At 69.2% G+C, this 21,748-nt stretch carries 19 protein-coding genes; 5 read left to right on the forward strand and 14 right to left on the reverse strand.

Annotated elements, in window-relative coordinates; translation table 11 throughout:
• The first annotated feature begins 166 nt into the window (after nucleotides 1-166).
• Nucleotides 167-1,009 (forward strand): C40 family peptidase, encoded by an 843-nt coding sequence (locus ACFXJL_RS29515; protein WP_329022010.1) that lies wholly within the window; start codon nucleotides 167-169, stop codon nucleotides 1,007-1,009.
• 279 nt (nucleotides 1,010-1,288) lie between these two features.
• Here the strand turns inward: ACFXJL_RS29515 and ACFXJL_RS29520 are convergent, their stop codons facing one another.
• Nucleotides 1,289-1,756 carry an ATP-binding protein gene (locus ACFXJL_RS29520; protein ID WP_384697349.1) on the reverse strand — a complete coding sequence of 156 codons (468 nt, stop codon included), beginning with the start codon at nucleotides 1,754-1,756 and terminating at the stop codon, nucleotides 1,289-1,291.
• 242 nt (nucleotides 1,757-1,998) lie between these two features.
• On the opposite strand from ACFXJL_RS29520, the gene ACFXJL_RS29525 reads away from it, so the two are divergent.
• Both ACFXJL_RS29525 and ACFXJL_RS29530 read left to right on the forward strand, forming a co-directional pair.
• Nucleotides 1,999-2,835 (forward strand): helix-turn-helix domain-containing protein, encoded by an 837-nt coding sequence (locus ACFXJL_RS29525; protein WP_384697352.1) that lies wholly within the window; start codon nucleotides 1,999-2,001, stop codon nucleotides 2,833-2,835.
• Nucleotides 2,836-2,847: 12 nt separating this feature from the next.
• Nucleotides 2,848-3,042, forward strand: a complete 195-nt coding sequence (locus ACFXJL_RS29530; RefSeq protein ID WP_384697355.1) for a DUF397 domain-containing protein — start codon at nucleotides 2,848-2,850, stop codon at nucleotides 3,040-3,042.
• A gap of 77 nt (nucleotides 3,043-3,119) precedes the next feature.
• Here ACFXJL_RS29530 and ACFXJL_RS29535 read toward each other — a convergent pair whose 3' ends face one another.
• A complete protein-coding gene (locus tag ACFXJL_RS29535; protein ID WP_358880191.1) occupies nucleotides 3,120-3,422 on the reverse strand; it encodes a hypothetical protein in 303 nt (100 codons plus the stop codon).
• 186 nt (nucleotides 3,423-3,608) lie between these two features.
• Nucleotides 3,609-4,895, reverse strand: a complete 1,287-nt coding sequence (locus ACFXJL_RS29540) for a geranylgeranyl reductase family protein (protein ID WP_358880192.1) — start codon at nucleotides 4,893-4,895, stop codon at nucleotides 3,609-3,611.
• A 100-nt stretch (nucleotides 4,896-4,995) separates the two neighbouring features.
• Here ACFXJL_RS29540 and ACFXJL_RS29545 point away from each other — a divergent pair, with 100 nt between their 5' ends.
• Nucleotides 4,996-5,502, forward strand: a complete 507-nt coding sequence (locus tag ACFXJL_RS29545; RefSeq protein ID WP_358880193.1) for a GNAT family N-acetyltransferase — start codon at nucleotides 4,996-4,998, stop codon at nucleotides 5,500-5,502.
• 207 nt (nucleotides 5,503-5,709) lie between these two features.
• Here the strand turns inward: ACFXJL_RS29545 and ACFXJL_RS29550 are convergent, their stop codons facing one another.
• The 5 genes from ACFXJL_RS29550 to ACFXJL_RS29570 form a co-directional block, all read right to left on the reverse strand.
• Nucleotides 5,710-6,405: a demethylmenaquinone methyltransferase gene (locus tag ACFXJL_RS29550; protein ID WP_358880194.1), complete on the reverse strand. Its 696-nt coding sequence runs from the start codon at nucleotides 6,403-6,405 to the stop codon at nucleotides 5,710-5,712.
• 31 nt (nucleotides 6,406-6,436) lie between these two features.
• Nucleotides 6,437-7,027, reverse strand: a complete 591-nt coding sequence (locus ACFXJL_RS29555) for a hypothetical protein (protein ID WP_358880195.1) — start codon at nucleotides 7,025-7,027, stop codon at nucleotides 6,437-6,439.
• A 36-nt stretch (nucleotides 7,028-7,063) separates the two neighbouring features.
• A complete protein-coding gene (gene mqnC / locus ACFXJL_RS29560; protein ID WP_358880196.1) occupies nucleotides 7,064-8,263 on the reverse strand; it encodes a cyclic dehypoxanthinyl futalosine synthase in 1,200 nt (399 codons plus the stop codon).
• 128 nt (nucleotides 8,264-8,391) lie between these two features.
• Complete coding sequence (locus ACFXJL_RS29565) at nucleotides 8,392-10,149, reverse strand: protein kinase (RefSeq protein WP_384697362.1); 1,758 nt, start codon at nucleotides 10,147-10,149, stop codon at nucleotides 8,392-8,394.
• A 169-nt stretch (nucleotides 10,150-10,318) separates the two neighbouring features.
• A complete protein-coding gene (locus ACFXJL_RS29570) occupies nucleotides 10,319-11,194 on the reverse strand; it encodes a menaquinone biosynthetic enzyme MqnA/MqnD family protein (protein ID WP_384641874.1) in 876 nt (291 codons plus the stop codon).
• 317 nt (nucleotides 11,195-11,511) lie between these two features.
• Here ACFXJL_RS29570 and ACFXJL_RS29575 point away from each other — a divergent pair, with 317 nt between their 5' ends.
• Entirely contained in the window at nucleotides 11,512-11,715 is a 204-nt protein-coding gene (locus ACFXJL_RS29575) for a cold-shock protein (RefSeq protein ID WP_003967102.1), read from the forward strand.
• A gap of 172 nt (nucleotides 11,716-11,887) precedes the next feature.
• Here the strand turns inward: ACFXJL_RS29575 and ACFXJL_RS29580 are convergent, their stop codons facing one another.
• From ACFXJL_RS29580 to ACFXJL_RS29605, 6 genes are all read right to left on the reverse strand, one after another.
• The gene (locus ACFXJL_RS29580; RefSeq protein ID WP_384697365.1) at nucleotides 11,888-13,267 is read right to left on the reverse strand and encodes a M1 family metallopeptidase; all 1,380 of its coding nucleotides are present in this window, start codon (nucleotides 13,265-13,267) and stop codon (nucleotides 11,888-11,890) included.
• Nucleotides 13,264-17,466, reverse strand: coding sequence for a Pls/PosA family non-ribosomal peptide synthetase (locus ACFXJL_RS29585; protein ID WP_384697368.1), 4,203 nt, complete (start codon nucleotides 17,464-17,466; stop codon nucleotides 13,264-13,266). Before ACFXJL_RS29585 ends, ACFXJL_RS29580 begins: the two co-directional genes overlap by 4 nt.
• Nucleotides 17,467-17,965: 499 nt before the next feature.
• Nucleotides 17,966-18,661, reverse strand: a complete 696-nt coding sequence (locus ACFXJL_RS29590) for a TetR/AcrR family transcriptional regulator (RefSeq protein ID WP_358880201.1) — start codon at nucleotides 18,659-18,661, stop codon at nucleotides 17,966-17,968.
• Between the two features lie 282 nt (nucleotides 18,662-18,943).
• Complete coding sequence (locus ACFXJL_RS29595; RefSeq protein WP_358880202.1) at nucleotides 18,944-20,293, reverse strand: dicarboxylate/amino acid:cation symporter; 1,350 nt, start codon at nucleotides 20,291-20,293, stop codon at nucleotides 18,944-18,946.
• Nucleotides 20,294-20,806: 513 nt separating this feature from the next.
• On the reverse strand, nucleotides 20,807-21,061 hold the full coding sequence (locus tag ACFXJL_RS29600) for a DUF4229 domain-containing protein (protein ID WP_358880240.1): 255 nt from the start codon (nucleotides 21,059-21,061) through the stop codon (nucleotides 20,807-20,809).
• Nucleotides 21,062-21,164: 103 nt separating this feature from the next.
• Nucleotides 21,165-21,722: a GNAT family N-acetyltransferase gene (locus ACFXJL_RS29605; RefSeq protein ID WP_384697372.1), complete on the reverse strand. Its 558-nt coding sequence runs from the start codon at nucleotides 21,720-21,722 to the stop codon at nucleotides 21,165-21,167.
• Between the last annotated feature and the right edge of the window lie 26 nt (nucleotides 21,723-21,748).

Genomic DNA, 21,748 nt, shown 5'->3' on the forward strand with positions numbered 1-21,748 from the left:
CTTTTCCCAAAAGGGCATGATCACAGCCCTGAACACCCCTGTCCGTATTGCCCGTTACGGCGTCAATAAATGTCGCCATCGAGCGGAGGGAGTGATTCCGCTCGTAACTGTGGCGCAACACACGTTTCTTGATGGGAACCGTATGTGGCTGGTAGCGGTTGTTCCTATGCCCCACACCGCTCACATACCCAGCCACCGGAAGCCCCGCCGTCGTAGCGCCTCCACGATGGCGCTCCGTGCCGGAGTTGCCGGTGGCGTCCTCAGCACCATCGCAGTGGCCGGCGCCGCTGGACCGGCGAATGCCGAGCCGGTGACCGAGACCATCGAGATGCCCACGATCAACCCCGCGGGCCTCGCCAAGACGTTCGAGCAGACCGCTCAGGCGCAGCAGCAGGTCGCCTTCGACCTGGAACTCCAGGTCCAGGAGAACGCTGCCGCCACCAAGGCCCAGAAGGACGCCACGAAGGCGAAGGCCGAGGCGGTCCGCAAGGCGGAGGCTGAGAAGGCCGAGGCGAAGAAGCGCGCCGAGGCCCAGGAGCGCGCTTCCCGCACCGCTGAGCGCACCCAGCTCGCCTCTGTGGGCTCCAAGTCCTCCTCCTCTTCTTCCAACTCCTCCACGGCGCAGTCGTCCAACCAGTCCTCCCAGCAGGCGAGCGGCTCCGTCGGTACGGTCATCGCCTTCCTGCGGGCCCAGGTCGGCGACGCCTATGTGATGGGCGCGACGGGCCCCAACTCATGGGACTGCTCCAGCCTGGTCCGGGCGGCCTTCCGCCAGGTCAACATCGAGCTCCCCCGTGTCTCGCAGGACCAGTCGACCGCGGGCAGGCAGGTCGGCACCAGCAACCTCCAGGTCGGAGACATCCTGTACTGGGGTGCCGCGGGCAGCGCGTACCACACGGGTGTCTACATCGGCGACGGCAAGTATCTGGACGCGGCCAACCCCAGCAAGGGCGTGGTCATCCAGGACCTTTCGGGCTACCCCGCGACGGGCGCGGTGCGCGTGCTCTGATTCACAAGAACCGGTGAGTTGGCCGATGGGGTCGACGGGCGAGGGCCCCGTCGACCCCATCGTCATGTGTGCTCACCCCTCCGCGAACTCCAACGCGTCGGGTTCCAACGCGTCGGAGTACCAACGCTTAGGGGACCGGCCCGGGGACGACGGCGGGCACGCACCGAGGACACGCCTACCGGTCGGACTCTCCGCGGATCGGTGCGGCGGTGAGCCCCCGACAGCTCACGCACGACGCGGTGAGCAATGTCGGTACGGGCGCAATTGGGGCATCGGCCCTCATCCTGGCCCCTCGCGGGCGAGCAGTTTGAACCAGACCGACTTCCCTCTCAGGCGCGCACCGCCGAAGAAGGTCACGCCCCAGGCATCGGCGCACGCCTCGACGAGCGCAAGACCACGGCCGCACTCACCTTCGTCGCCCGGACGACCCGTTTCGGGGGCCGGGGGCAGCGGCTCAGGATGGTTGTCCCGCACCCGAACCACCACGAACTCCACGGCGATGAGCGCCTGTACGCGGATGGTGGGCGTGCTTGTGTGTCGATGCGCGTTGGTGACCAGCTCCGAGAGACAGAGCATCGCGTCATCGCCGAGTTGGGAATGGGGACTTCCCCGCAGGACCGCGGCGAGCCAGTGCCGAGCCGCTCTGGCGGCCGTGCGGGTGTTCGGGACCGCTAGGCGCAATCTGCGCGAACCGGACGACAGACGGTCGGCAGGCGATCGTAAGACTGTTGAGGGTTGCATGGGCATCTCCCGAATGAGGGATGGGATCCGCGCTTCACGCCACCGTGGCCCGGCCGCTCATGGTTCGTGCACCCCTGCACAAGGGCACACACCAGCGGCTGCACTTCGGCAAGTTCCTACGCTGCACGCGGTGCTGTGAGCACCGTATGACTCACAGGAACAAGGTAGCTACCAACCCGCGGAACAACATAGCTCCTTGGAGACTTTCACCCGTTGGGGGCAGACTGGCGTCCATGCCACCAAGGACTGTGACCACCGCTCGCCAGCGCCGGCTGGGCGCCGAGTTACGGAAGATGCGAGAGGCGGCAGGGCTGAACGCCCGCGAGGCCGCGGCGATCCTCGGCATCGATCACACCAAGATCAGCCATATGGAGACCGCGCGATTCGGTGTGAGTGCGGAGAGACTGCGGGTTCTTGCCAATACCTACGGCTGCTCAGACAACGAGTACGTAGCCGCCCTTGTCGCCATGGCCACGGACCATGAGAAGGGGTGGCAGGAGGAGTACCGGGGGATCCTCCCAGCGGGGTTTCTCGACCTTGTGGAACTGGAACGCAAGGCGCGATTCCTGAGGACCTACCAGGTCGCGCATCTTCCAGGTTTGATGCAGACCGAGGACTACGCCCGCGCAATCTTCGAGTTCGGGTTTCCGCCACTGGCGCCGGAGGACATCGATACCCGGATTGCGCATCGCATGAAGAGGGCGAAAGTGCTCGACGGCGATGAGTCTCCACGGTTCAGCGCCGTGATCCACGAAGCCGCGTTGCGCATGAAGTTCGGCGGAGCCAACACCACTCGAACGCAACTCAAGCACCTGTTGTGCTTGTCTGAACGTCCGAACTGCACGATCAAGGTGCTCGCCTTTTCAGCGGAGGGCTTCGCAGGGTCCGGGCAGGCCATCCTGATGGCCGGTGGGCCTATTCCCCGACTCGATACCGTGCATCTGGACTCCACACACGGACCGCTGTTTCTGGACGCCGAGAGCCAACTCAATGCTTACCGCGACCTATTGTCAGCAATGGAAGACCGTAGTCTGAGCGAAGAGAAGTCCCGCGACATCATCAGAAGCATCATGCACGCATTGTGAAGGGTCACCAAAATGCCGGACACGTCTTGGCAGCAGTCCTCCTTTTGTGCCGGAGGTGGCAACAACTGCGTCCAGGTCAAAGAAGACGGACAGGTCATACGCGTACGTGAGAGTCAATCTCCAAGCGAGAGCATCACCATGACGCCGACTCAGTTCGCCGCCCTCGTGCAGAGCATCAAAGCGGGCGATTGGGATCACCTCATCTGACACTGCACCTGCCAACTGGCAGCTTTTTAAGCCGAATCGGCTGGTGAATTGCCCTTGTTTCGGACAACACCGCGGCGTCACCCGTCCGGATTGGTCTCGAATCTAGTGAGGTCCATGTCGTCCAGCAGGGCTTCATGGGTGCGGCCCGTCAGCTGGGCTTCCTTCTCGATCTGGACGGCGGCCCAGCCCGTGAGGCTCATCACGAGCACCCGCAGCCCGTCCGTTCCGTACTGCTCCAGCACCCGGTCCGCGGTGCCCAACGCCTCTTCCGCGATGCGTTCTTCCGGGTAGACGCCAACGACCTTGCGCAGCAGGCCGATCGACATATGGGAGATGTCCGGGGCGATCCGCCCCAACCGTCGGTCCTCGTCCTCGTCCACGTACTCCACGCTAAGGGCAGCGGCCGAGGTGGAACAGACGGTCGACTGCGCCTATTTCGGTGGGCGATCGCGCCCCATCGACCCCGCGGCACCTTGCCGCAGCGGCCCGTACGGCATCCGTGACGGACACCGCCCGGCCGTTCGTGGGGCGAACCACGAGCGGCCGGGCGGTGGTCGTTCGAGTGGCTATGCCTTCGGGGCGACCTTGGAGAGGCCGTTGATGATGCGGTCCATCGCGTCGCCGCCCGTGGGGTCGGTGAGGTTCGCCAGCATCTTCAGCGTGAACCGCATCAGCAACGGATGCGTCAGACCGCGCTGCGTGGCGATCTTCATGACCTGCGGGTTGCCGATCAGCTTCACGAACGCCCGGCCCAGCGTGTAGTACCCGCCGTAGGTGTCCTTGAGGACCTTCGGATAGCGCTGGAGGGCCAGTTCGCGATGGGCGGGGGTGGCCCGGGCGTGTGCCTGGACGATCACATCGGCCGCGATCTGGGCGGACTCCATGGCGTAGGCGATGCCTTCGCCGTTGAAGGGGTTCACCAGGCCGCCCGCGTCACCGATGAGCAGCAGTCCGCGGGTGTAGTGGGGCTGCCGGTTGAAGGCCATCGGCAGCGCGGCGCCGCGGATCGGGCCCGTCATGTTGTCCTCGGTGTAGCCCCACTCCTCGGGCATCGAGGCGCACCACGCCTTGAGGACCTCGCGCCAGTCCAGCTCCTTGAAGGAGGAGGAGGTGTTGAGGACGCCGAGGCCGACGTTGGAGGTGCCGTCGCCCATGCCGAAGATCCAGCCGTAGCCGGGCAGCAACCGGTCCTCACCCGGGCCGCGGCGGTCCCACAGCTCAAGCCAGGACTCCAGATAGTCGTCCTCGTGGCGGGGCGAGGTGAAGTACGTGCGTACGGCGACGCCCATCGGGCGGTCCTCACGGCGGTGCAGCCCCATCCCGAGGGAGATGCGCGAGGAGTTTCCGTCGGCGGCGACCACGAGCGGTGCGTGGAAGGTGACCGGGACCTTCTCCTCGCCGAGCTTGGCCTGCACCCCGGTGATCTTGCCCGTACGGTCGTCGATGATCGGGGCGCCCACATTGCAGCGCTCGTACAGGCGGGCGCCTGCCTTCTGCGCCTGCCGGGCCAACTGCTCGTCGAAGTCGTCGCGCTTGCGGACCAGTCCGTAGTCCGGATACGAGGCGAGTTCTGGCCAATCGAGCTGGAGGCGCACCCCGCCGCCGATGATCCGCAGGCCCTTGTTCCGCAGCCAGCCGGCCTCTTCGGAGACGTCGATCCCCATGGCCACCAACTGCTTGGTGGCGCGCGGAGTGAGTCCGTCGCCGCAGACCTTCTCCCGGGGGAACGCCGTCTTTTCCAGCAGCAGGACATCCAGTCCGGCCTTGGCGAGGTAGTAAGCGGCGGTGGAGCCGGCCGGGCCAGCCCCGACGACGATCACATCGGCGCTGTGTTCGGAGAGGGGCTCGGTCACGGCTGGTTCTCCCGTACGACTCAATATTCGCGTGCCTAAAAAGCACAGGACATGTGCAGTCTATGGGTGAGTGCCGTTCCCTCGACCGAAGGGCTCCCCTATGAGCAGGCTTCTCCCCGCCGTCAGACTGCGTGTGCCCACCGATGAGGATGCGTACGCCTGGCATCGTGTGTTCGCCGACCCGGAAGTCATGGAGTTCCACGGCGGCCGGGACGAACTGTCGGCCTACCAGGAGTTGACCGCACGGCAGCGCCGGCATGACGCCGAGCGCGGATTCTGCCTGTGGACGGTGCTCGACGAGGACGGTGACGTGGTCGGATTCACCGGGGCCCAGCCGTGGCCGTACGCGGACTTCGGACCGGCGGGCGAGATCGAGATCGGCTGGCGGCTGGCCCGGTCCGCATGGGGCAAGGGGTATGCGACCGCCGCTGCCCACACCACGTTGGAGCGGGTGCGGGCGGCCGGCGTGCCGCGGGTGGTGGCCATGGTGGACGCCCGCAACGAAAGGTCGATAGCCGTGACCAGACGGCTGGGGATGGACCGGGTCGAGACCTTCCGGACGCCGGAGTCCCAGCGCGAGGGGTACTGCTTCCGGCTGGATCTGTAGCGCGGATCCCCTGGCCAGTGCGCGACCGGGAGGACGGTGTGCGGACCGTCCGGAACCGATGGAACGAAGACCGGCGACCCGATTCGGGCAGGGGTCGGCCTGTGCCCCGCGGGGCACAGGCACCGCACAGCCTGCGCTCGGGAACCGTACGACCGCCGCGTGACCCTTGCCGCCCGGACTCGGCGCCGTTGCCGTTGCCGGTGCCGCTCAGGCAGGCTTGAATCCCCGGTGCAGTGCCACGATGCCGCCCGACAGATTGCGCCACGCCGCCTTCTCCCAACCCGCTTCCTGCAACATGCGCGCCAACTGGGGCTGCTCGGGCCAGGACTGGATGGACTCGGCGAGATAGACGTACGCGTCCGGGTTGGAGGAGACCGCCCGCGCCACCGGGGGCAGCGCCCGCATCAGGTACTCCTCGTACGCGGTCCGGAAGGGCGCCCAGGTCGGGTGCGAGAACTCGCAGATCACGATCCGGCCGCCCGGCTTGGTGACCCGGAGCATCTCGCGCAGCGCCAATCCGGTGTCGGCGATGTTGCGCAGCCCGAAGGAGATGGTCACCGCGTCGAAGACATCGTCCGCGAACGGCAGTTTCGTCCCGTCGCCGGCGGTCAGCGGAAGCCATGGGTGGCGCTTCTTGCCCTCCCGCAGCATGCCCTGGGAGAAGTCGCACGGCACCACGTAGGCGCCCGCCTCCACGAACGGCAGCGAGGACGTACCGGTGCCTGCGGCCAGGTCGAGGACCTTCTGCCCCGGGCGGGCGTCCACGGCCCGGGCGACGTGCTTGCGCCAGCGCCGGTCCTGACCGAAGGACAGAACATCATTGGTGAGGTCGTAGTTCGCCGCCACGGCGTCGAACATCGAGGCGACTTCGTGCGGCTGCTTTTCCAGGGATGCTCGGTTCACGCTCCCCATTCAAGCAGGGCACCCTCGGTGATCATGCTCGGCGGTACAGCAGTCTGCCGCCCAGAACGGTGGCGACGCAGCGCGGCGTGTCATCCGGTGTGAGCTTCTTGCCCTTGATCGCGAAGACCGCGAAGTCGGCCGGGGAGCCGACCTTCAGTTCGCCGTCGTACACCAACTCGGGGACCGGGTCCCCTGCCGGTGCGGGCTCGCGCACCCGCAGCCCCGAACGGGTCACGGCGGTACGGACCGCAGGGCGTTCGAAGGGACCGGTCACCGCCGTGGTGCCCCGGGACAGCAGTCGTTGGAGACCGCGCCGCGCACTGTGCCCCCACCGGGTCTCGTCCATGCCGAGTGCGACCAGTTCGTCGCCGGTGAGCGGTTCGGTGCCGAGTTCGGCTGCCTCCCGCGGGTCGGGGTGGTAGGCGGCCTGCAACAGCGCGGCGGCGGCCGGCTCCCGCAGTCCGGGGGTCAGCAGTCCGGGCCAGCGTCGGACCCTGGCCCGGAGGTGGGTGACGGTGAGTCCTTCGGGCGAGCCGATCGCCACGATCCGGCCGCCGTCGACGAGCACGGCCTGGTGACCGGGGTGGCCGAGGACCGCATCGGCGGTGTGGATCGTCAGCACGGGGCGTCCGCCGCGCGGGTCGTCAGCACGTCGAGATCAGTTGGCGTTCAGGAGCTTGAGCTCCGGATGGGCGGTGCCGCCCTCGATGGCGGTCGAGGAGATGTGCGAGACGACCCGCTCGTCGACGGGGTCGTTCGCCGGGTCGTCGTGGACCACGAGGTGCTCGTACGTGGTGGCCCGCTGCGCCGGCACCCGACCCGACTTGCGGATCAGGTCGATGATCTCCTGCCGGTTGGAGCGGTGCTTGGCGCCCGCCGAGGAGACCACGTTCTCCTCCAGCATGATCGAACCGAGGTCGTCGGCACCGTAGTGCAGCGACAACTGGCCGACCTCCTTGCCGGTGGTCAGCCAGGAGCCCTGGATGTGGGCCACGTTGTCGAAGAACAGCCGGGCGATGGCGATCATCCGCAGGTACTCGAAGAGCGTCGCCTGGGTCTGCCCCTTCAGACGGTTGTTCTCGGGCTGGTAGGTGTACGGGATGAAGGCCCGGAAGCCGCCCGTCCGGTCCTGCGTCTCACGGATCATCCGAAGGTGCTCGATGCGCTCGGCGTTGGTCTCGCCGGTGCCCATCAGCATCGTGGACGTCGACTCGACGCCCAGCCCGTGTGCGGTCTCCATGATCTCCAGCCAGCGTTCGCCGGACTCCTTGAGCGGGGCGATGGCCTTGCGCGGGCGGGCGGGCAGCAGTTCGGCGCCCGCGCCGGCGAAGGAGTCGAGGCCCGCGGTGTGGATGCGCTGGATGGCCTCTTCGACCGAGACCCCGGAGATCTTCGCCATGTGCTCGACCTCGGAGGCCCCGAGGGAGTGGATCACCAATTGGGGGAAGGCCGACTTGATCGCCGCGAAGTGCTCCTCGTAGTACTCCACACCGAAGTCGGGGTGGTGTCCGCCCTGGAACATGATCTGGGTGCCGCCGAGTTCGACGGTCTCGGCGCAGCGCCGCAGGATGTCGTCGAGATCGCGGGTCCAGCTCTTCTTGGTGTCCTTCGGGGCGGCGTAGAAGGCGCAGAACTTGCAGGCGGTGACGCAGACGTTGGTGTAGTTGATGTTGCGTTCGATGATGTACGTCGCGATGTGCTCGGTGCCCGCGTAGCGGCGGCGGCGCACGGCGTCGGCCGCGCTGCCCAGTGCGTGCAGCGGGGCGGAGCGGTAGAGGTCGAGCGCCTCTTCGGGGGTGATTCGCCCGCCCTCGGCAGCGCGGTCCAGCACGGACTGAAGGTCGGCCTTCTCGGTCACCGGGTGTCACCTTTCGGTGGTTCTCCAGAGCCTCGGGCAAGGCTCCGTCGGACGTTCTGCGGGCCGGTCCAGCCTACGTCAGGGCCCGGCACGGACCATGGCCGGTCGCACGCGCCCCCCCAAGCGGATCAGTCGGTGGTGCGCTCCAGGGTGGCGCGGGGGTCGCCGGCGCGGGGTTCGTCCGAGGTGTAGCGCAGCGTTTCGCCGGCCCGTTTCAGCGTGACCTTGTGGGCGCCGGGGGTGCACTTGTTGCCCGCCTCGCCGTTGGAAGTGCCGTCGGTGACCAGTTCGGTGGTGGTGGCCCGGCGCAGGACGAGGTTGTCGGTGCAGGTGAGGTTGCCGAGGGCGTCGTACTGGGCCGCGGTCCCTATCCGAGCGCCCTGCTTGCCCTGGTGGAGCACGACGGTGAAGGTGCCGGCCTTGAGTTCGGCACCCGCCAGGCTGATGGTGAACGGCCCCTTCCAGGTGCCGATGAACGCGGGCGGTACGGCGTCGCCCCGGGCGCCGGGCGCGGTGGGGGGCGGGCTGCTCGGTGTGGTCGGGCGGGCGGCGACATCCGAGGACGGGCCCTCGTCCTTGTCGGAGCCGTCGGAGGGCCAGAGGTCGGCGAGGAAGCCGACGCCGAAGGTGACGCCGGCCAGTGCCGCGGCCAGGGTGAGGGTGAGGGTGCAGCTGATCTTGCGGCGGGGGCGGGTCGGCGAGGTGCCGTCGGTGGCCGGGGCCGTGGGCCCGACCGGTGGGGGCGTCTGCTGGGCGGCGCCGAAGGCCGGGGGGAAGGGGTGCACGGGTTCGATCGGCGGGCCGAAGCCGGTCGTTGCGGCTGCCGGCGCGTGCGCGGTGCCCACGGGACCCGCGCTCCCGACCCCGGGTGCTCCGCCCTGCTGGCGGGGGTCGGCCGCGCCTTGCGCAACCGCCTCGGCTCCGCGCACGGACGGGCTGCTGAAGGCCACCGGCCCGGACAGCGATCCGGCCGGTCCCGGTGCCGGTTCGGCGGGTTCCAGACCGAGCAGTTCCACCGCGGCGCGGCTGACCTGCTCCACCAGGGCGCCCGGTAGCCATCCGCCGGTGATCAGGACTGCGGCGCCGTCCGGCGCCAGCAGCCGGGCGACCTCGGCGGTGGAGGGGCGGGCGAGGGGGTTCTTGGCGAGACAGCCGGCGACCAGTTCCTTCAGCGGGCCGTCGAGACCGTCGAGCTCCGGCTCCTCGTGCACCACCTTGTACAGGAGGGTGGCGGATGAGTCACCGCTGAACGGGGCCGAGCCCGTCGCCGCGTACGCGAGGACCGCGCCCAGCGAGAAGACATCGGCCGCGCCGGTGATGCCCTTGCCCAGGATCTGCTCGGGGGACATGTAGCCGGGCGAGCCGACGGAGACGCCGGTGGAGGTGAGGGAGGCGGTGCCGTCCGTGACCCGGGCGATCCCGAAGTCGATCAGCCGTGGCCCGTCGAGGGCGAGCAGCACATTGGACGGCTTCACATCGCGGTGGACCAACTCCAGGGCGTGTACGGCGGTGAGCGCCTCCGCGAGACCGGCGCCGAGCGCGCGCACCGCGGGGCCGGGCAGCGGTCCATGATCGGTGACCGCCCGGGAGAGTGCCGGGCCTGCGACATATCCGGTGGCGACCCAGGGCACGGCCGCTTCGGGGTCGGCCTCGAGCACGGGGGCGGTCCACTGGCCGCCGACGCGTCGCGCCGATGCGACTTCGCGGCGGAAGCGGGCGCGGAACTCCTCGTCGAGCGCGAAGTGGGGGTGGACGACCTTGACGGCGACGGTGCGACCGCCTGAGCTGCGCCCGAGGTAGACGCGTCCCATGCCGCCCGCGCCGAGCCGGCCGAGCAGCCGGTAGGGGCCGATCGTGTGCGGGTCCCCTGGATCGAGCGGCTGCATCTGTGAACTCCCCCGGTCGGCCGACCTGTCCGCCTCTGCCGCATTCAGGGTAGGGGCGCCAAGGGCACGGTCCCAGGGGATTGTCCGGCGGTTCGGCGGTGGATGGGGTCGGGGCGGGGGTTCCCGCTCTGGCTCGGGTCCACGGCCCCGGTGAGCGGGCAGACGGTTCTCAGCGGGTCAGCAGCTCCACCCGGACGTCCGGTGCGAAGCCGGTGGTCGTCCCGATGCGGCGCGCGAACTCCTGTACACCGGCGAGTTGCTCCGGACCGAAACGGAAGTCCAGCGTCCGGAAGTATCGTTCCAGCAGCTCCGCGTCGAAGCTCTCCCAACGGGCCGCCTGCTCCGACACCTTGACCACCTCTTCGAGCGAGACGTCACGCGAGGTGAGGAACGCCTCGTGCACCTCGTGCACCAGATCGGGGTGACGCGCCAGGTACTCCTTGCGCACCGCCCAGACGGCGAAGACGAAGGGCAGCCCGGTCCACGCCTTCCACATCTGACCGAGGTCATGGACCTTGAGCCCGAGCCGCGGCGCGTCGTGCAGGGAAGCCCGCAGGGCGGCATCGCCGATCAACACGGCTGCCTGTGCTTCTTGCATCATCAGACCGAGATCGGGCGGGCAGGTGAAATAGTCCGGTTCCACCTTGAACTGTTCGGCAAGAAGCAGTTGTGCCAGTCGTACCGAAGTGCGCGATGTGGAGCCGAGTGCAACGGGCGCTTTGTGCAGATCCTCCAAGGGAACCTGGGAGACGATCACACAGGACATCACCGGGCCATGGCATCCGACCGCCAGATCAGGAAATGCCACCAGCTGATCGGCATTGCGCAGAAACTCCACCAGAGTGATCGGCGCGATATCGAGTTCACCGGCCACCAGCCGCTCGCTGAGCTTCTCCGGGGAGTCCTTCGTCAACTCCAGGTCAAGAAGCGTTCCGGTACGGGCCAGCCCCCAGTAGAGGGGGAGACAGTTGAGGAACTGGATATGTCCGACCCGGGGCCGGCTGCGCGGGTGGTCGGTTGCTGGGGTTTCTCCGAGACTGTCCACAAGGTGAGGCTAGTCCGGTGGGGCCGCTCCGGGTACGCGGGGCCGTGCGCGGGTCGCGCCACAGGCCGGCGCCGGGGGCCATAAGCACCGGTTGAGCTGCGGTTCGTCAGCGTACGGAGGAACGAGTCAAGCGTCCGAGTGAAGTGATCTTTACCTCTACCGCTGCGAACACAGTGCGTGCTAGGCTCGACGCAAGTTGCAGTTTGGTTTCCCTTGCAGTACAGAGCCTGCGGAGCATGTGACCCGCAGGCTTTTGTAGTTTTCAGACTTGTTTGCAGGTTCTGGAGCAGGGCAACCCTTTGGCCCAAGGAGGGCTTATGGCTACCGGAACCGTCAAGTGGTTCAACGCTGAAAAGGGCTTCGGCTTCATCGCCCAGGACGGCGGCGGCCCGGATGTCTTCGTCCACTACTCCGCGATCAACGCGTCTGGTTTCCGCTCGCTTGAGGAGAACCAGGTCGTGAACTTCGACGTCACCCAGGGCCCGAAGGGCCCGCAGGCGGAGAACGTCACCCCGGCCTAATTGGGTCCGGGTTGGCGATCGCGTAACCGACTTAAATAGCAGTACCCAAGGAGCTCCGTCCTTTTCAGGAACGGGGCTCCTGCCTTTCCCGCGACAGTCCGGCCGAGTGGCCCCGGCGCGGGGCACACCGCGGGATGAATACGGCACTCATGGGCCGGGCCCCGCGGGATTGTCAGGACGGCTGATCGGGCAACTCGGGCAATTCCCTCTCGTACAACCAGGCTCGGAAGAACCGGTCCAGCGAACGGGGGGAGCCCCGTTCCGCGAGGGCCAGGAACTGGTCGGTCCTCACCGAGCCGTGGCGGTGCTCAGTCGTCCACTCGCGCAGGAGCGCGCCGAACGCCTCCAGGCCCAGCAGGGTGCGCAGGGCGTGCAAGGTGAGCGCACCCCGTTCGTAGACGCGCTCGTCGAAGAGACGCTCCGGTCCGGGGTCGGCGATCAGGATGTCCCGGGGCATCAGGGCCAGTCGGCCGCGCGCCCTGTCGGCCAGCACCGCCGCGCCCGGGCCGCCCGACAACTCGGACCAGAGCCACTCCGCGTACTTGGCGAAGCCCTCGTGGAGCCAGATGTGCCGCCAGTCCGCTGCCGTGAGGCTGTTGCCGAACCACTGGTGCGCCAACTCATGGGCGATCAACCGCTCGCTACCGCGCCGGCCGTCGATGTGGTTCGCACCGAACACGGACAGTCCCTGCGCCTCGACCGGCACCTCCAGTTCATCGGGGGTCACCACCACGGCGTACTCGTCGAAGGGGTAGGGCCCGAAGAAGTCCTGGAACAGCTCCATCATCTGCGGCTGTCGGGCGAAGTCATGCTCGAACCGGCCGCCGAGCAGCGCCGGGGGCACGGCCGCCCGTTGGGGCACCGCCCCCGGCCCCGCCAGGGCGACCAGGGCGTAGGGCCCGATCTGCACCGTCGCCAGATAGGCGGCCATGGGAGCCGGCTGGTCGTACACCCAGGTCGTGGTGGACGCACTGACCGTACGGGAGACGAGCCGGCCGTTCGCGACCACCGCGTACGGGGTGGGTGCGGTGATCGCGATCCGGTAGCGCGCCTTGTCGGCGGGCCGGTCGTTGCACGGGTACCAGGAGTGGGCGCCGTGGGGCTGGGAGGCGACCAGCGACCCTTCGGCCAACTGCTCCCAGCCCAGTTCGCCCCACTGTCTGCTCCGGATGGGGCGGGGTACGCCGGCGTAGCGGACCTCCACCGTGAACGGAGTGCCCACGGGAAGCGGGCGCGGTGGGCGGATACGCAGCTTGTCCCCGCGGTGGGTGTAGCGGCCCGGGTTGGCGCCGTCGAGGAGGACCTTGCTGATGCGGAAGCGGCCGAGGTTGAGGACGATCTCGGGCAGCGGCTCCCGGGCGACGGCGCTGACGGTGGCCCGGGCCGTGATGCGACCGGTGTGCGGAACGCAGTTCAGGGCCAGGTCATAGGCCAGGGCACGGAAGCGGCGATCGCCGTACTGGGGCAGGTAGTCACCGTGCCGGGGCACTTCGGCCGTCTCGGCGCCCCGGCCGGAGTCACCGTCCGGCAGCGAGGGACCCCCGCGGTTCATGGGCCGCCGCCCGGTGTCGGTGCGGGGAGCGCGCCCGGTCGGGACGCCGGTGCGGCGGTGGTGGGCGCCGGGGTCTCGCGCTTCCAGACGGCGATGGGGTTGCCCAGCCAGGTGCTGTGCGCCGGGACCCGTTCACCGCTCATCACCAGCGACCCGGGGCCGATCACCGCCCGCCGTCCGATCACCGCTCCCGGAAGGACGATGACGTGCGGGCCGAGGGTCGTGCCCGCTTCGAGCGCAATGGCGTCCAGACGCATGATCCGGTCGTGGAAGAGGTGGGTCTGCACGACGCATCCGCGGTTGATGCTGGCGCCCTCCCCCACCCGGACCAGGTCCGGCTCGGGCAACCAGTACGTCTCGCACCAGACCCCGCGCCCCAGCCGTGCTCCCAGACAGCGCAGCCACAGCGGCATGAGCGGGGTACCGGAGAGCGAACCCACGAGCCAGGGCACCGCCAGGCTCTCCACGAAGGAGTCGGCCAACTCGTCGCGCCAGACGAACGCGGACCACAAGGGGTGTCCGCCCGGGGTGAATCGGCCCACCAGCAGCCATTTCGCGGCGATCGCGAGCAGGGCGGCGATTGCTCCGCAGATCAGGAGCAGCACTCCGCCGAGGAGCACCGCAAGGGGTGGCCCCAGTCGTGCGGCCAGGGCGCAGAACGCGACGATCCAGGCGAGCGCAAGGGCCGCCCCGCACATCAGCGGAACGATTCTGCAAAGCTCGACGGCCCCACGTGCCCATCTCAGCCGCCGCGGCGGGGAAAAGGTGCGGGCCTCGTCCGCCGCGGTCGGGGGGCGCGTCAGCTTCATCGGTGGCAGGCCCAGCCAGGAACTGCCCGCCTTGGCCCGCTTCGGCGCCGCCGACAGCACACCGACCAGACCGCGCTTGGGCACTCGACGGCCGGCGGCGGTCATCCCCGAGTTGCCGAGGAAGGCCCGCTTGCCGATCCGGACGGCGGCGATGCGCAGCCGCCCACCGCCCAGTTCGTACGGGCCGACCATCGTGTCATCGGCGAGGAACGCCCCGTCGCCGACCGAGGTCATCGCCGGTACCGCCAACACGGTGGACGCCTCGACCCCGCGCCCCATCCGCATCCCGAGCGCCCGCAGCCACACCGGTGTCAACAGACTGGCGTACAGCGGCTGGAGGTGGGTGCGGGCCATGTCCATCAGCCGCTCGGTCACCCAGGTCTGCCAGGCGACCCGGCCGTGCAGGGGATGGCTGCCCGCGCACAGCCCGAGACCGAGCACCCGGACGCCCACCCACGTCAGGAAGGCGTACGCGACCACGACGGTGACGGTCGCGAGCGGCAGTGCGGCGAAGGCTCCGAGCACATCGCCGAGGCCGAGCATGCCGTCCGTGCTGTTCCTGCCGTCCGTGCTGTTCCTGCCATCAGTGCTGTTCATGCCGTCCGTGCCGTTCATGCCGTCTGTGCTGTTCATGCCACCAGTGCCGTTCATGAACGCCCTCACCACCAGCAGTCCCGGCACGACCGCCACCGCAGGTAGCAGCGAGAGGAGCAGCGAAGCGAGGGCGTAGGCAGCGCTCCAGCGGCGGCGGCGCTCCGGGCGGGGCCCTCCGGTGCGTCGGGCCCGGCCGGCACGGGTGGCGGGCGCCCCCGACCAGCGCTCGCCCGCGGGCACGGCCCCGGTCACCACCGCCCCCGGAGCGACCCTCGCCCGCTTGCCGATCCGGGCGCCCGGAAACAGCGTGGCGCGGGCTCCGACGACGGCCTCGGCACCGACCCGAACCGGCCCGATCCGCAACTGGTCGCCATCGATCCAGTACCCGGAGAGATCGGCCTCGGGTTCGACGGCACAGCCACGGCCGAGCCGAAGCCACCCGGTCACGGGCGGCAGTGCATGGAGGTCGACGTCCGCGGAGATCCGGGCGCCCAGGGCGCGGGCGTACACGATGAGCCAGGGCCCGGTGAGATGGACCGCACCGCTCATCTCGGCCAGCCGGTCCGCCGTCCACAGCCGCAGATGGGCCGGTCCGCCGCGGGCATGGGCGCCCGGGCGCAGCCCGCGCAGCAGCAGCCGGGCGCCTCCGGCCGCGATAGCGATCCGCCCGGGCGGGCTGAGGAACGCCAGCCACCCGAGCCCGATCCACCACCAGGAGACGGCGGGTCCGAAGCCCAGCAGCCGGCCCACGGCGGCGGCGATGACGCTCCAGCGCAGGCCGGCCACCGTGTACAGCGGTAGGAGCAGGGCGAGCTGCACGGCCTGCGCACGGCGCGGGACGGCACGTACCCGTCTGCGCTCCGGTCCGATGGCGTCCGCCGGTCCCAGCGTCAGGGCGAGGTCGTGCAGTCGGGGACGGCGGTAGACATCGGCGACCGACCCGGTGCCGTAGCGCTCCCGGATCCGCGAGACGAGTTGGGCTGCGGCGAGGCTGCCGCCGCCGTGGGCGAAGAAGTCGGCTTCGGGGTCGGTGACCGGAGTGCCGAGGAGTTCGGACCAGTGTGCGGCGAGCCATGCCTCGGCGGGGGTGAGGGGTACGGGGGTCACTGCGGCCGGCTGCGACCCTGCGGTCGGCCGGTCGGCAATGGTCAGGGGCCAGGGCAGGGCGTCCCGGTCCACCTTGCCTGAGGTGCGTACGGGAAGGTCGTCCACGACGGCGAGGAGGGGCACCAGCGGCGCGGGAAGGACGGCCCGGAGGTGGTCCAGGGCGGCGGTGCGGTCGAAGGGGACAGTTCCCGCAGCTCCAGCAGTTCCAGCGGTGGCGGCGGTCGTGGCGGTGGTGGCGGTGGTGGTGGCGGTGCGGGACGCCTTCGGCACCAGATATCCGACCAGCACCGGGTGCCCCGACTCCGTCGTACGCAGTGCCGCGGCAGCCGCCGACACCCCGGGCAGGGCTCGCAGCGCCGCGTCGATCTCACCGAGTTCGATCCGCCGCCCTCCCAACTTGACCTGGTCGTCCGCCCGCCCCAGGAAGATCAGGCCGAGTTCGTCGGCACGCACCAGATCACCGCTGCGGTAGGCGCGCGGCCAGCCCAGTGCGGCCAGCGGGGCGTACTTCTCGGCGGTCTTCACCGGGTCCAGATAGCGGGCGAGGCCCACCCCGCCGATGACGAGTTCCCCGCTCCCGCCCATCGGGACCGGTGCACCCGACGGATCGACGACGGCCAGGGTCCAGCCGTCGAGCGGCAGTCCGATGCGAACCGGGCCCTCGCCGGTCAGCCGGGCGGCACAGGCGACGACGGTGGTCTCGGTGGGGCCGTAGGTGTTCCAGACCTCCCGGCCGGACACGGCCATCCGCCGGGCGAGCTCGGGAGGGCACGCCTCACCGCCGAAGATCAATAGCCGTACCTCGTCGAGCGCCTCCACGGGCCAGAGCGCTGCGAGCGTGGGCACGGTGGAGACGACGGTGATCCGCTGCCGCGCCAGCCACGGTCCGAGGTCCACTCCGGCGCGCACCAGGGAGCGCGGCGCGGGCACCAGACAGGCGCCGTGCCGCCAGGCCAGCCACATCTCCTCGCAGGAGGCGTCGAAGGCCACGGAGAGACCGGCGAGCACCCGGTCACCGGGGCCGAGTGGCGCCCGGCGCAGGAAGAGTCCGGCTTCGGCGTCGACCAGGGCGGCGGCGCAGCGGTGGGAGACGGCGACGCCCTTGGGGCGACCGGTCGAGCCCGAGGTGAAGATGATCCATGCGTCGTCCTCGGGACAGGGGCGCGGCCCGTTCCCGTGGGTAGCGGGCGCATGGGCCGGTACACACGCGTCGGCATCGGCCGCCCCCGCGTCCGCCACCACTGCGTCCGACGGCCGGGGCTCAATCGTCCGCTCCGCTCCGATCACCGCCTTCACCCGCGCCTCGGTGAACACCAGGGCGGCACGTTCCGGGGGGTCTTCGGCGTCGACCGGCACATAGGCGGCGCCCGCCGCGAGCACGCCGAGGATCGAGACATACAGATCGGCCGTGCCGGAGGGTGCGCGGACGCCGACCCGGTCTCCTCGGCCGACCCCGATGGCGGCGAGCCGTCGGCCCAGTGCGTGCACCCGTGCCCGCAGGGTCCGGTAGGTCAACCGCTCCACACCGTCGTCGATGGCGAGCCCATCGGGGTGACGGCGGACGGTCTCGTCGAAGACGTCCAGGAGGGTCCGGGGCGGGGCTGCGGGTCCACCGGTGAAGAGCGCGGGGTGTGCGATGGCGCCGCGGAGGGGCGCGGGGTCGATCGGCGTGTTCGGGGCGACGGTCATGTGTCGCACCGAAGGTTGGCCGTCGGCCAGGGGCGATCCGGCTCGTACCGGGCGGTCCGGAGCCGCTTCGGCTGCATGTCTCGCTCCCGTCCGTCGTCCAACGCATGCTGCGGAGGGCTGCTCCACAGACGACAGACGGGGAGTTTATTGGGCTATGTAGCTATTTGCCTGTTCTGAGGAGGGCGAGCGGACAGTCCGGGGGCGACACATGAGCCCCTCTGTGTGGGAGCCGCCGGGCAGCAGTTCACCCCGGCCCCACATCCACAAGACGGCCCGACACGGCTGTGCAGGGACGAGAGCCCCGCGGCCCATGCGTCGGGCCCGGCTGACCAGCCGGGCCGACAGCCCCCTACAGGACCCCCGGCAGGAGCCCTCGCTCCCCCTGATGCCCGCCCGCCCCAGACGATGTCCCGCCCCACGCCCTGGCACCCGGCCGGACGCCCCGAGAACGACCCGAGCACCAGCGAGCGCCGGACCGAAGAAGCGGCGGGCTACGAGGTCAGGCCCCGCAGACCGGCACGGCTGCCGAGCCCTGCGCATCCCGTGCCGACCAGCGCTCCCCCTCCAACAACTGCCCCAGCCCCACCCAGGCGAAGTTCATCAGCGTCGCCGACGCCTCCTTGACCGTGATGGTCCCGGTGTCGTTCATCCAACCGGCCAGTGACTCGGCCGCCCCCACCAGCGCCTGCGCCAGGGCGGCCATGTCCCGTTCGGCCAGCTCCGGTTCGGGCCTGGCCTCACCGGCCTCGGTCGCCGCGGCCTGGATCAGTACGGCCACGAAGGCGACGATCTCATCGCGCATCGCGGCGACCTCCCGAGCGAACGGCTCACCGTGGGTGCGCGCCTGGCGGTGCAGCACCGCCCAGCCGTCGGGATGGTCGACGGTGTACGCGAAGAAGGCGGTGAGCCCTGCCCACAGTTGCCGATCAGCGGGCAGTCCCGGCTGGATCGCCGACTGGACGGCTGCGAGCAGCGCCTGGGCCTCTCGACGGATGCAGGCGGTGAACAGTTGGTCCTTCGAATTCAGATACAGATAGACGAGCGGCTTGGAAACCCCCGCCAACTGGGCGATCTCATCCATGGATGCCGCCCGGTAGCCACGCCGCGCGAAGGTCCGCACCGCCGCGTTCATCATCTGTTCTTCGCGCACGGCCCGCGGCAGTCGCTTGCCCTTCACGCTCTCGACAGCGCTCATCGTGAGAACTCCCCTCCCCCTGCTCCCCACTGCGCGGTAAGCCTACGTGGCAGGGAGCACACCAGAAGACGCGAAGGCCCTCTTTACGGACGCGTACCGCCGACACGACAGAAAGAGGGCCATATACCGCCTTGACCCGAACATGTTGCTGTCCTTTCTGCCTGTTTGTGGCCTGAGAATCACCGAAAGGCGAACATCAGGACCGCCGCCGATCCCGTCCCGGCACATGCGAAAGCGCCCTGCCGCAGAACTGCGGCAGGGCGCTTCACGCTGGTGACAAGGTCAGGCGGGGACCGGGACGGCCGCCTTGCGCTCCGATGCAGCGCTCTCGTCCTCGTCGATCGGCGACGAGGTGGCCGAGGTGTACGCGTCGTGGTCGAGGATCTTCTCGCGGGAGGCGACGATGACCGGGACCAGGGCCTGGCCCGCCACATTGGTCGCCGTACGGATCATGTCCAGGATCGGGTCGATCGCCAGCAGCAGACCGACGCCCTCCAGGGGCAGCCCCAAGGTGGAGAGGGTCAGGGTGAGCATGACCGTCGCGCCGGTGAGGCCCGCCGTCGCGGCCGAACCGACGACCGAGACGAACGCGATCAGCAGATAGTCCTGGATGCCGAGCTGGACGTCGAAGATCTGCGCGATGAAGATCGCCGCCAGCGCCGGGTAGATCGCGGCGCAACCGTCCATCTTGGTCGTGGCGCCGAAGGGAACCGCGAAGGACGTGTACTCCTTCGGCACTCCCAGGCGCTCGGTGACGCGCTGGGTGACGGGCATCGTGCCCACCGAGGAACGGGAGACGAAGGCGAGCTGGATCGCGGGCCAGGCGCCCCGGAAGAAGTGCACCGGGTTGACCTTGGCGACGGTCGCCAGCAGCAACGGGTAGACGCCGAAGAGGACCAGGGCGCAACCGATGTAGACGTCGGCGGTGAAGGTCGCGTACTTGCTGATCAGGTTCCAGCCGTAGTCGGCGATGGCGAAACCGATCAGACCGACGGTGCCCAGCGGGGCGAGGCGGATGACCCACCACAGGGCCTTCTGGAGCAGTTCCAGCACGGCTTCGCTGAGCGTGAGGATCGGCTTGGCCTTCTCCCCGAGCGCCAGCGCGGCGATGCCGGCGACGGCGGACATAAAGACGATCTGGAGGACGTTCAGCTCGGTGAAGGGCGTGATGACGTCCGTCGGGATGATTCCGGTGAGGAAGTCGATCCAGCTGCCCGTGTTCTCCGGCGCCTTGCCGTCCTTGGGCGTGAGCCCGGTGCCGGCCCCCGGGTTGGTGATCAGACCGATGGCGATGCCGATGGCGACCGCGATCAATGAAGTGATCATGAACCAGAGGAGGGTCTGACCCGCCAGCCGGGCGGCGTTGTTGACCTTCCGCAGATTGGTGATCGACACCAGGATCGCGAAGAAGACGAGCGGGGCGACGGCCAGCTTCAGGAGCCGGACGAAGATTCCGCCGACCTGCTCCAGGGTGTCCTTGAGCCAGCCGATGTCCTGGCCCCTGGCGAGCCAGCCGAGCAGGACGCCCAGGACCAGACCGGCGACGATCTGGGCCCAGAACGGGACCTTGGGTATGCGGAATCCGGAGCCCGAGGGCTTTCCGGGGGTGGTCGTGGCGGTGTTCGCGGACACGGACACACTCCTGTGGCAGGGGAGAGGAAGGGGACGTACGAAAAGGGGTGCGGGGCGCCCGTGCGCGAGGGGCGGGCTCCACCAGGATGCCGGGGTCAGACCGAGCGGCGACAGACCGCCGACATACAGCGGCAGAGATCGACATGCAGGCGCGCCACGAGCGGGGGGCTCGCGGCATCGTTGAAGCGCACTGGTGTCGTCATGCCGAACACGTTAACACCGGAACTTTGAGTACCTCAAAGACGTTCTTTGGGATCTCTCCATGGCCGATACATGCAAGGGAATCGTCCAACTCCCCTGCGCGCCACGGAAGATCGCGGCACGACGAAGCCCCGGCGCGGATCGCTGCGCACCGGGGCGTGTGATGCATGCCATAGGCAATCTCAAGGGGGCGGGACCACGGCACAGCCGGACCACGAGCCTGCGGGACCACCGCACCGAAGGACGCGGTGAGCCCCCATGGCCGTGGTCGTCGTCGCGCCCCTTGGTGAGGGAAGGCGGATGGACCCGGTACTAGAGGGTCACGCCGTCTTCCCGAGTGCGGTTGGCTTCCAGGCGGGCCTTCGTCTCGTCGACCTTGCCGACGATCTGCGCGGACATCGCATCGCGCTGCTTGCGGAGCAGGACGAAGCTCAACGGCGCCGAGATCACCAGGGCCAGCAGAACGACCCAGACGAAGTTCGAGTCACCGAGACCCTTGGGCAGCACCCCGAAGTGGACCAGGCCCGCGACCACCGCAAAGCAACCGACGAAGACGGCGAAGCGCATACCGGTGTACTTGATCGCAGCGCTCGACTTGGCTGACACGGCTGGCCTTCTCTCCTCGTTACGACAGATCGTGCCAAACCAGTGAAGCACGCTCGGTTTTCGATCAGTACAGCGGCAGGAGCATCGTGATGTCGTCGCGGTCGTCGCCCGGCGCCACCCGGATCGCTCCCGGCACCCGGCCCACTTCCTTGTAGCCGCACGAGGCGTAGAACCGTTCGATGCCCATCCCGCCGCGGCAGCCGAGCCGTATCGCCTCGATGCCGTCGAGACCGCGGGCCGCGTCGGCCACCGCCGCCATCAGCTCACGGCCATGGCCCGCGCCCTGCAACCGCGGGTGGACCATCACCGTGTAGAGCCACAACCAGTGGGTCATCAGTCGATGCGTGTTGTACGTGAGGAAGGCGGTGGCCAAGACCTCACCATCCGCGCCGCGACCCACCAGCAGTCGAGTGCGCCCCTCCGCCACCGACACCAGCGACTTCAGCAGCTCCGGCCGGATCGCCTCGGGGGTGACGGGCGGCACAAAGCCGACCGCGCCACCCGCGTTGGTCACATCGGCCCACAGACGCAGGACCCCGTCCCGGAGCGCCGGGTCGACCACCGGGTCCAGGGTGTACGTCAGAGGTGTGTCGTTGGTGTGCGTCAGAGGTGTGTCGTTCATCGGTGCGGTGAAGCTCTCGATCGCTC

This window comes from Streptomyces sp. NPDC059256, from assembly GCF_042753785.1.
GTDB lineage: Bacteria > Actinomycetota > Actinomycetes > Streptomycetales > Streptomycetaceae > Streptomyces.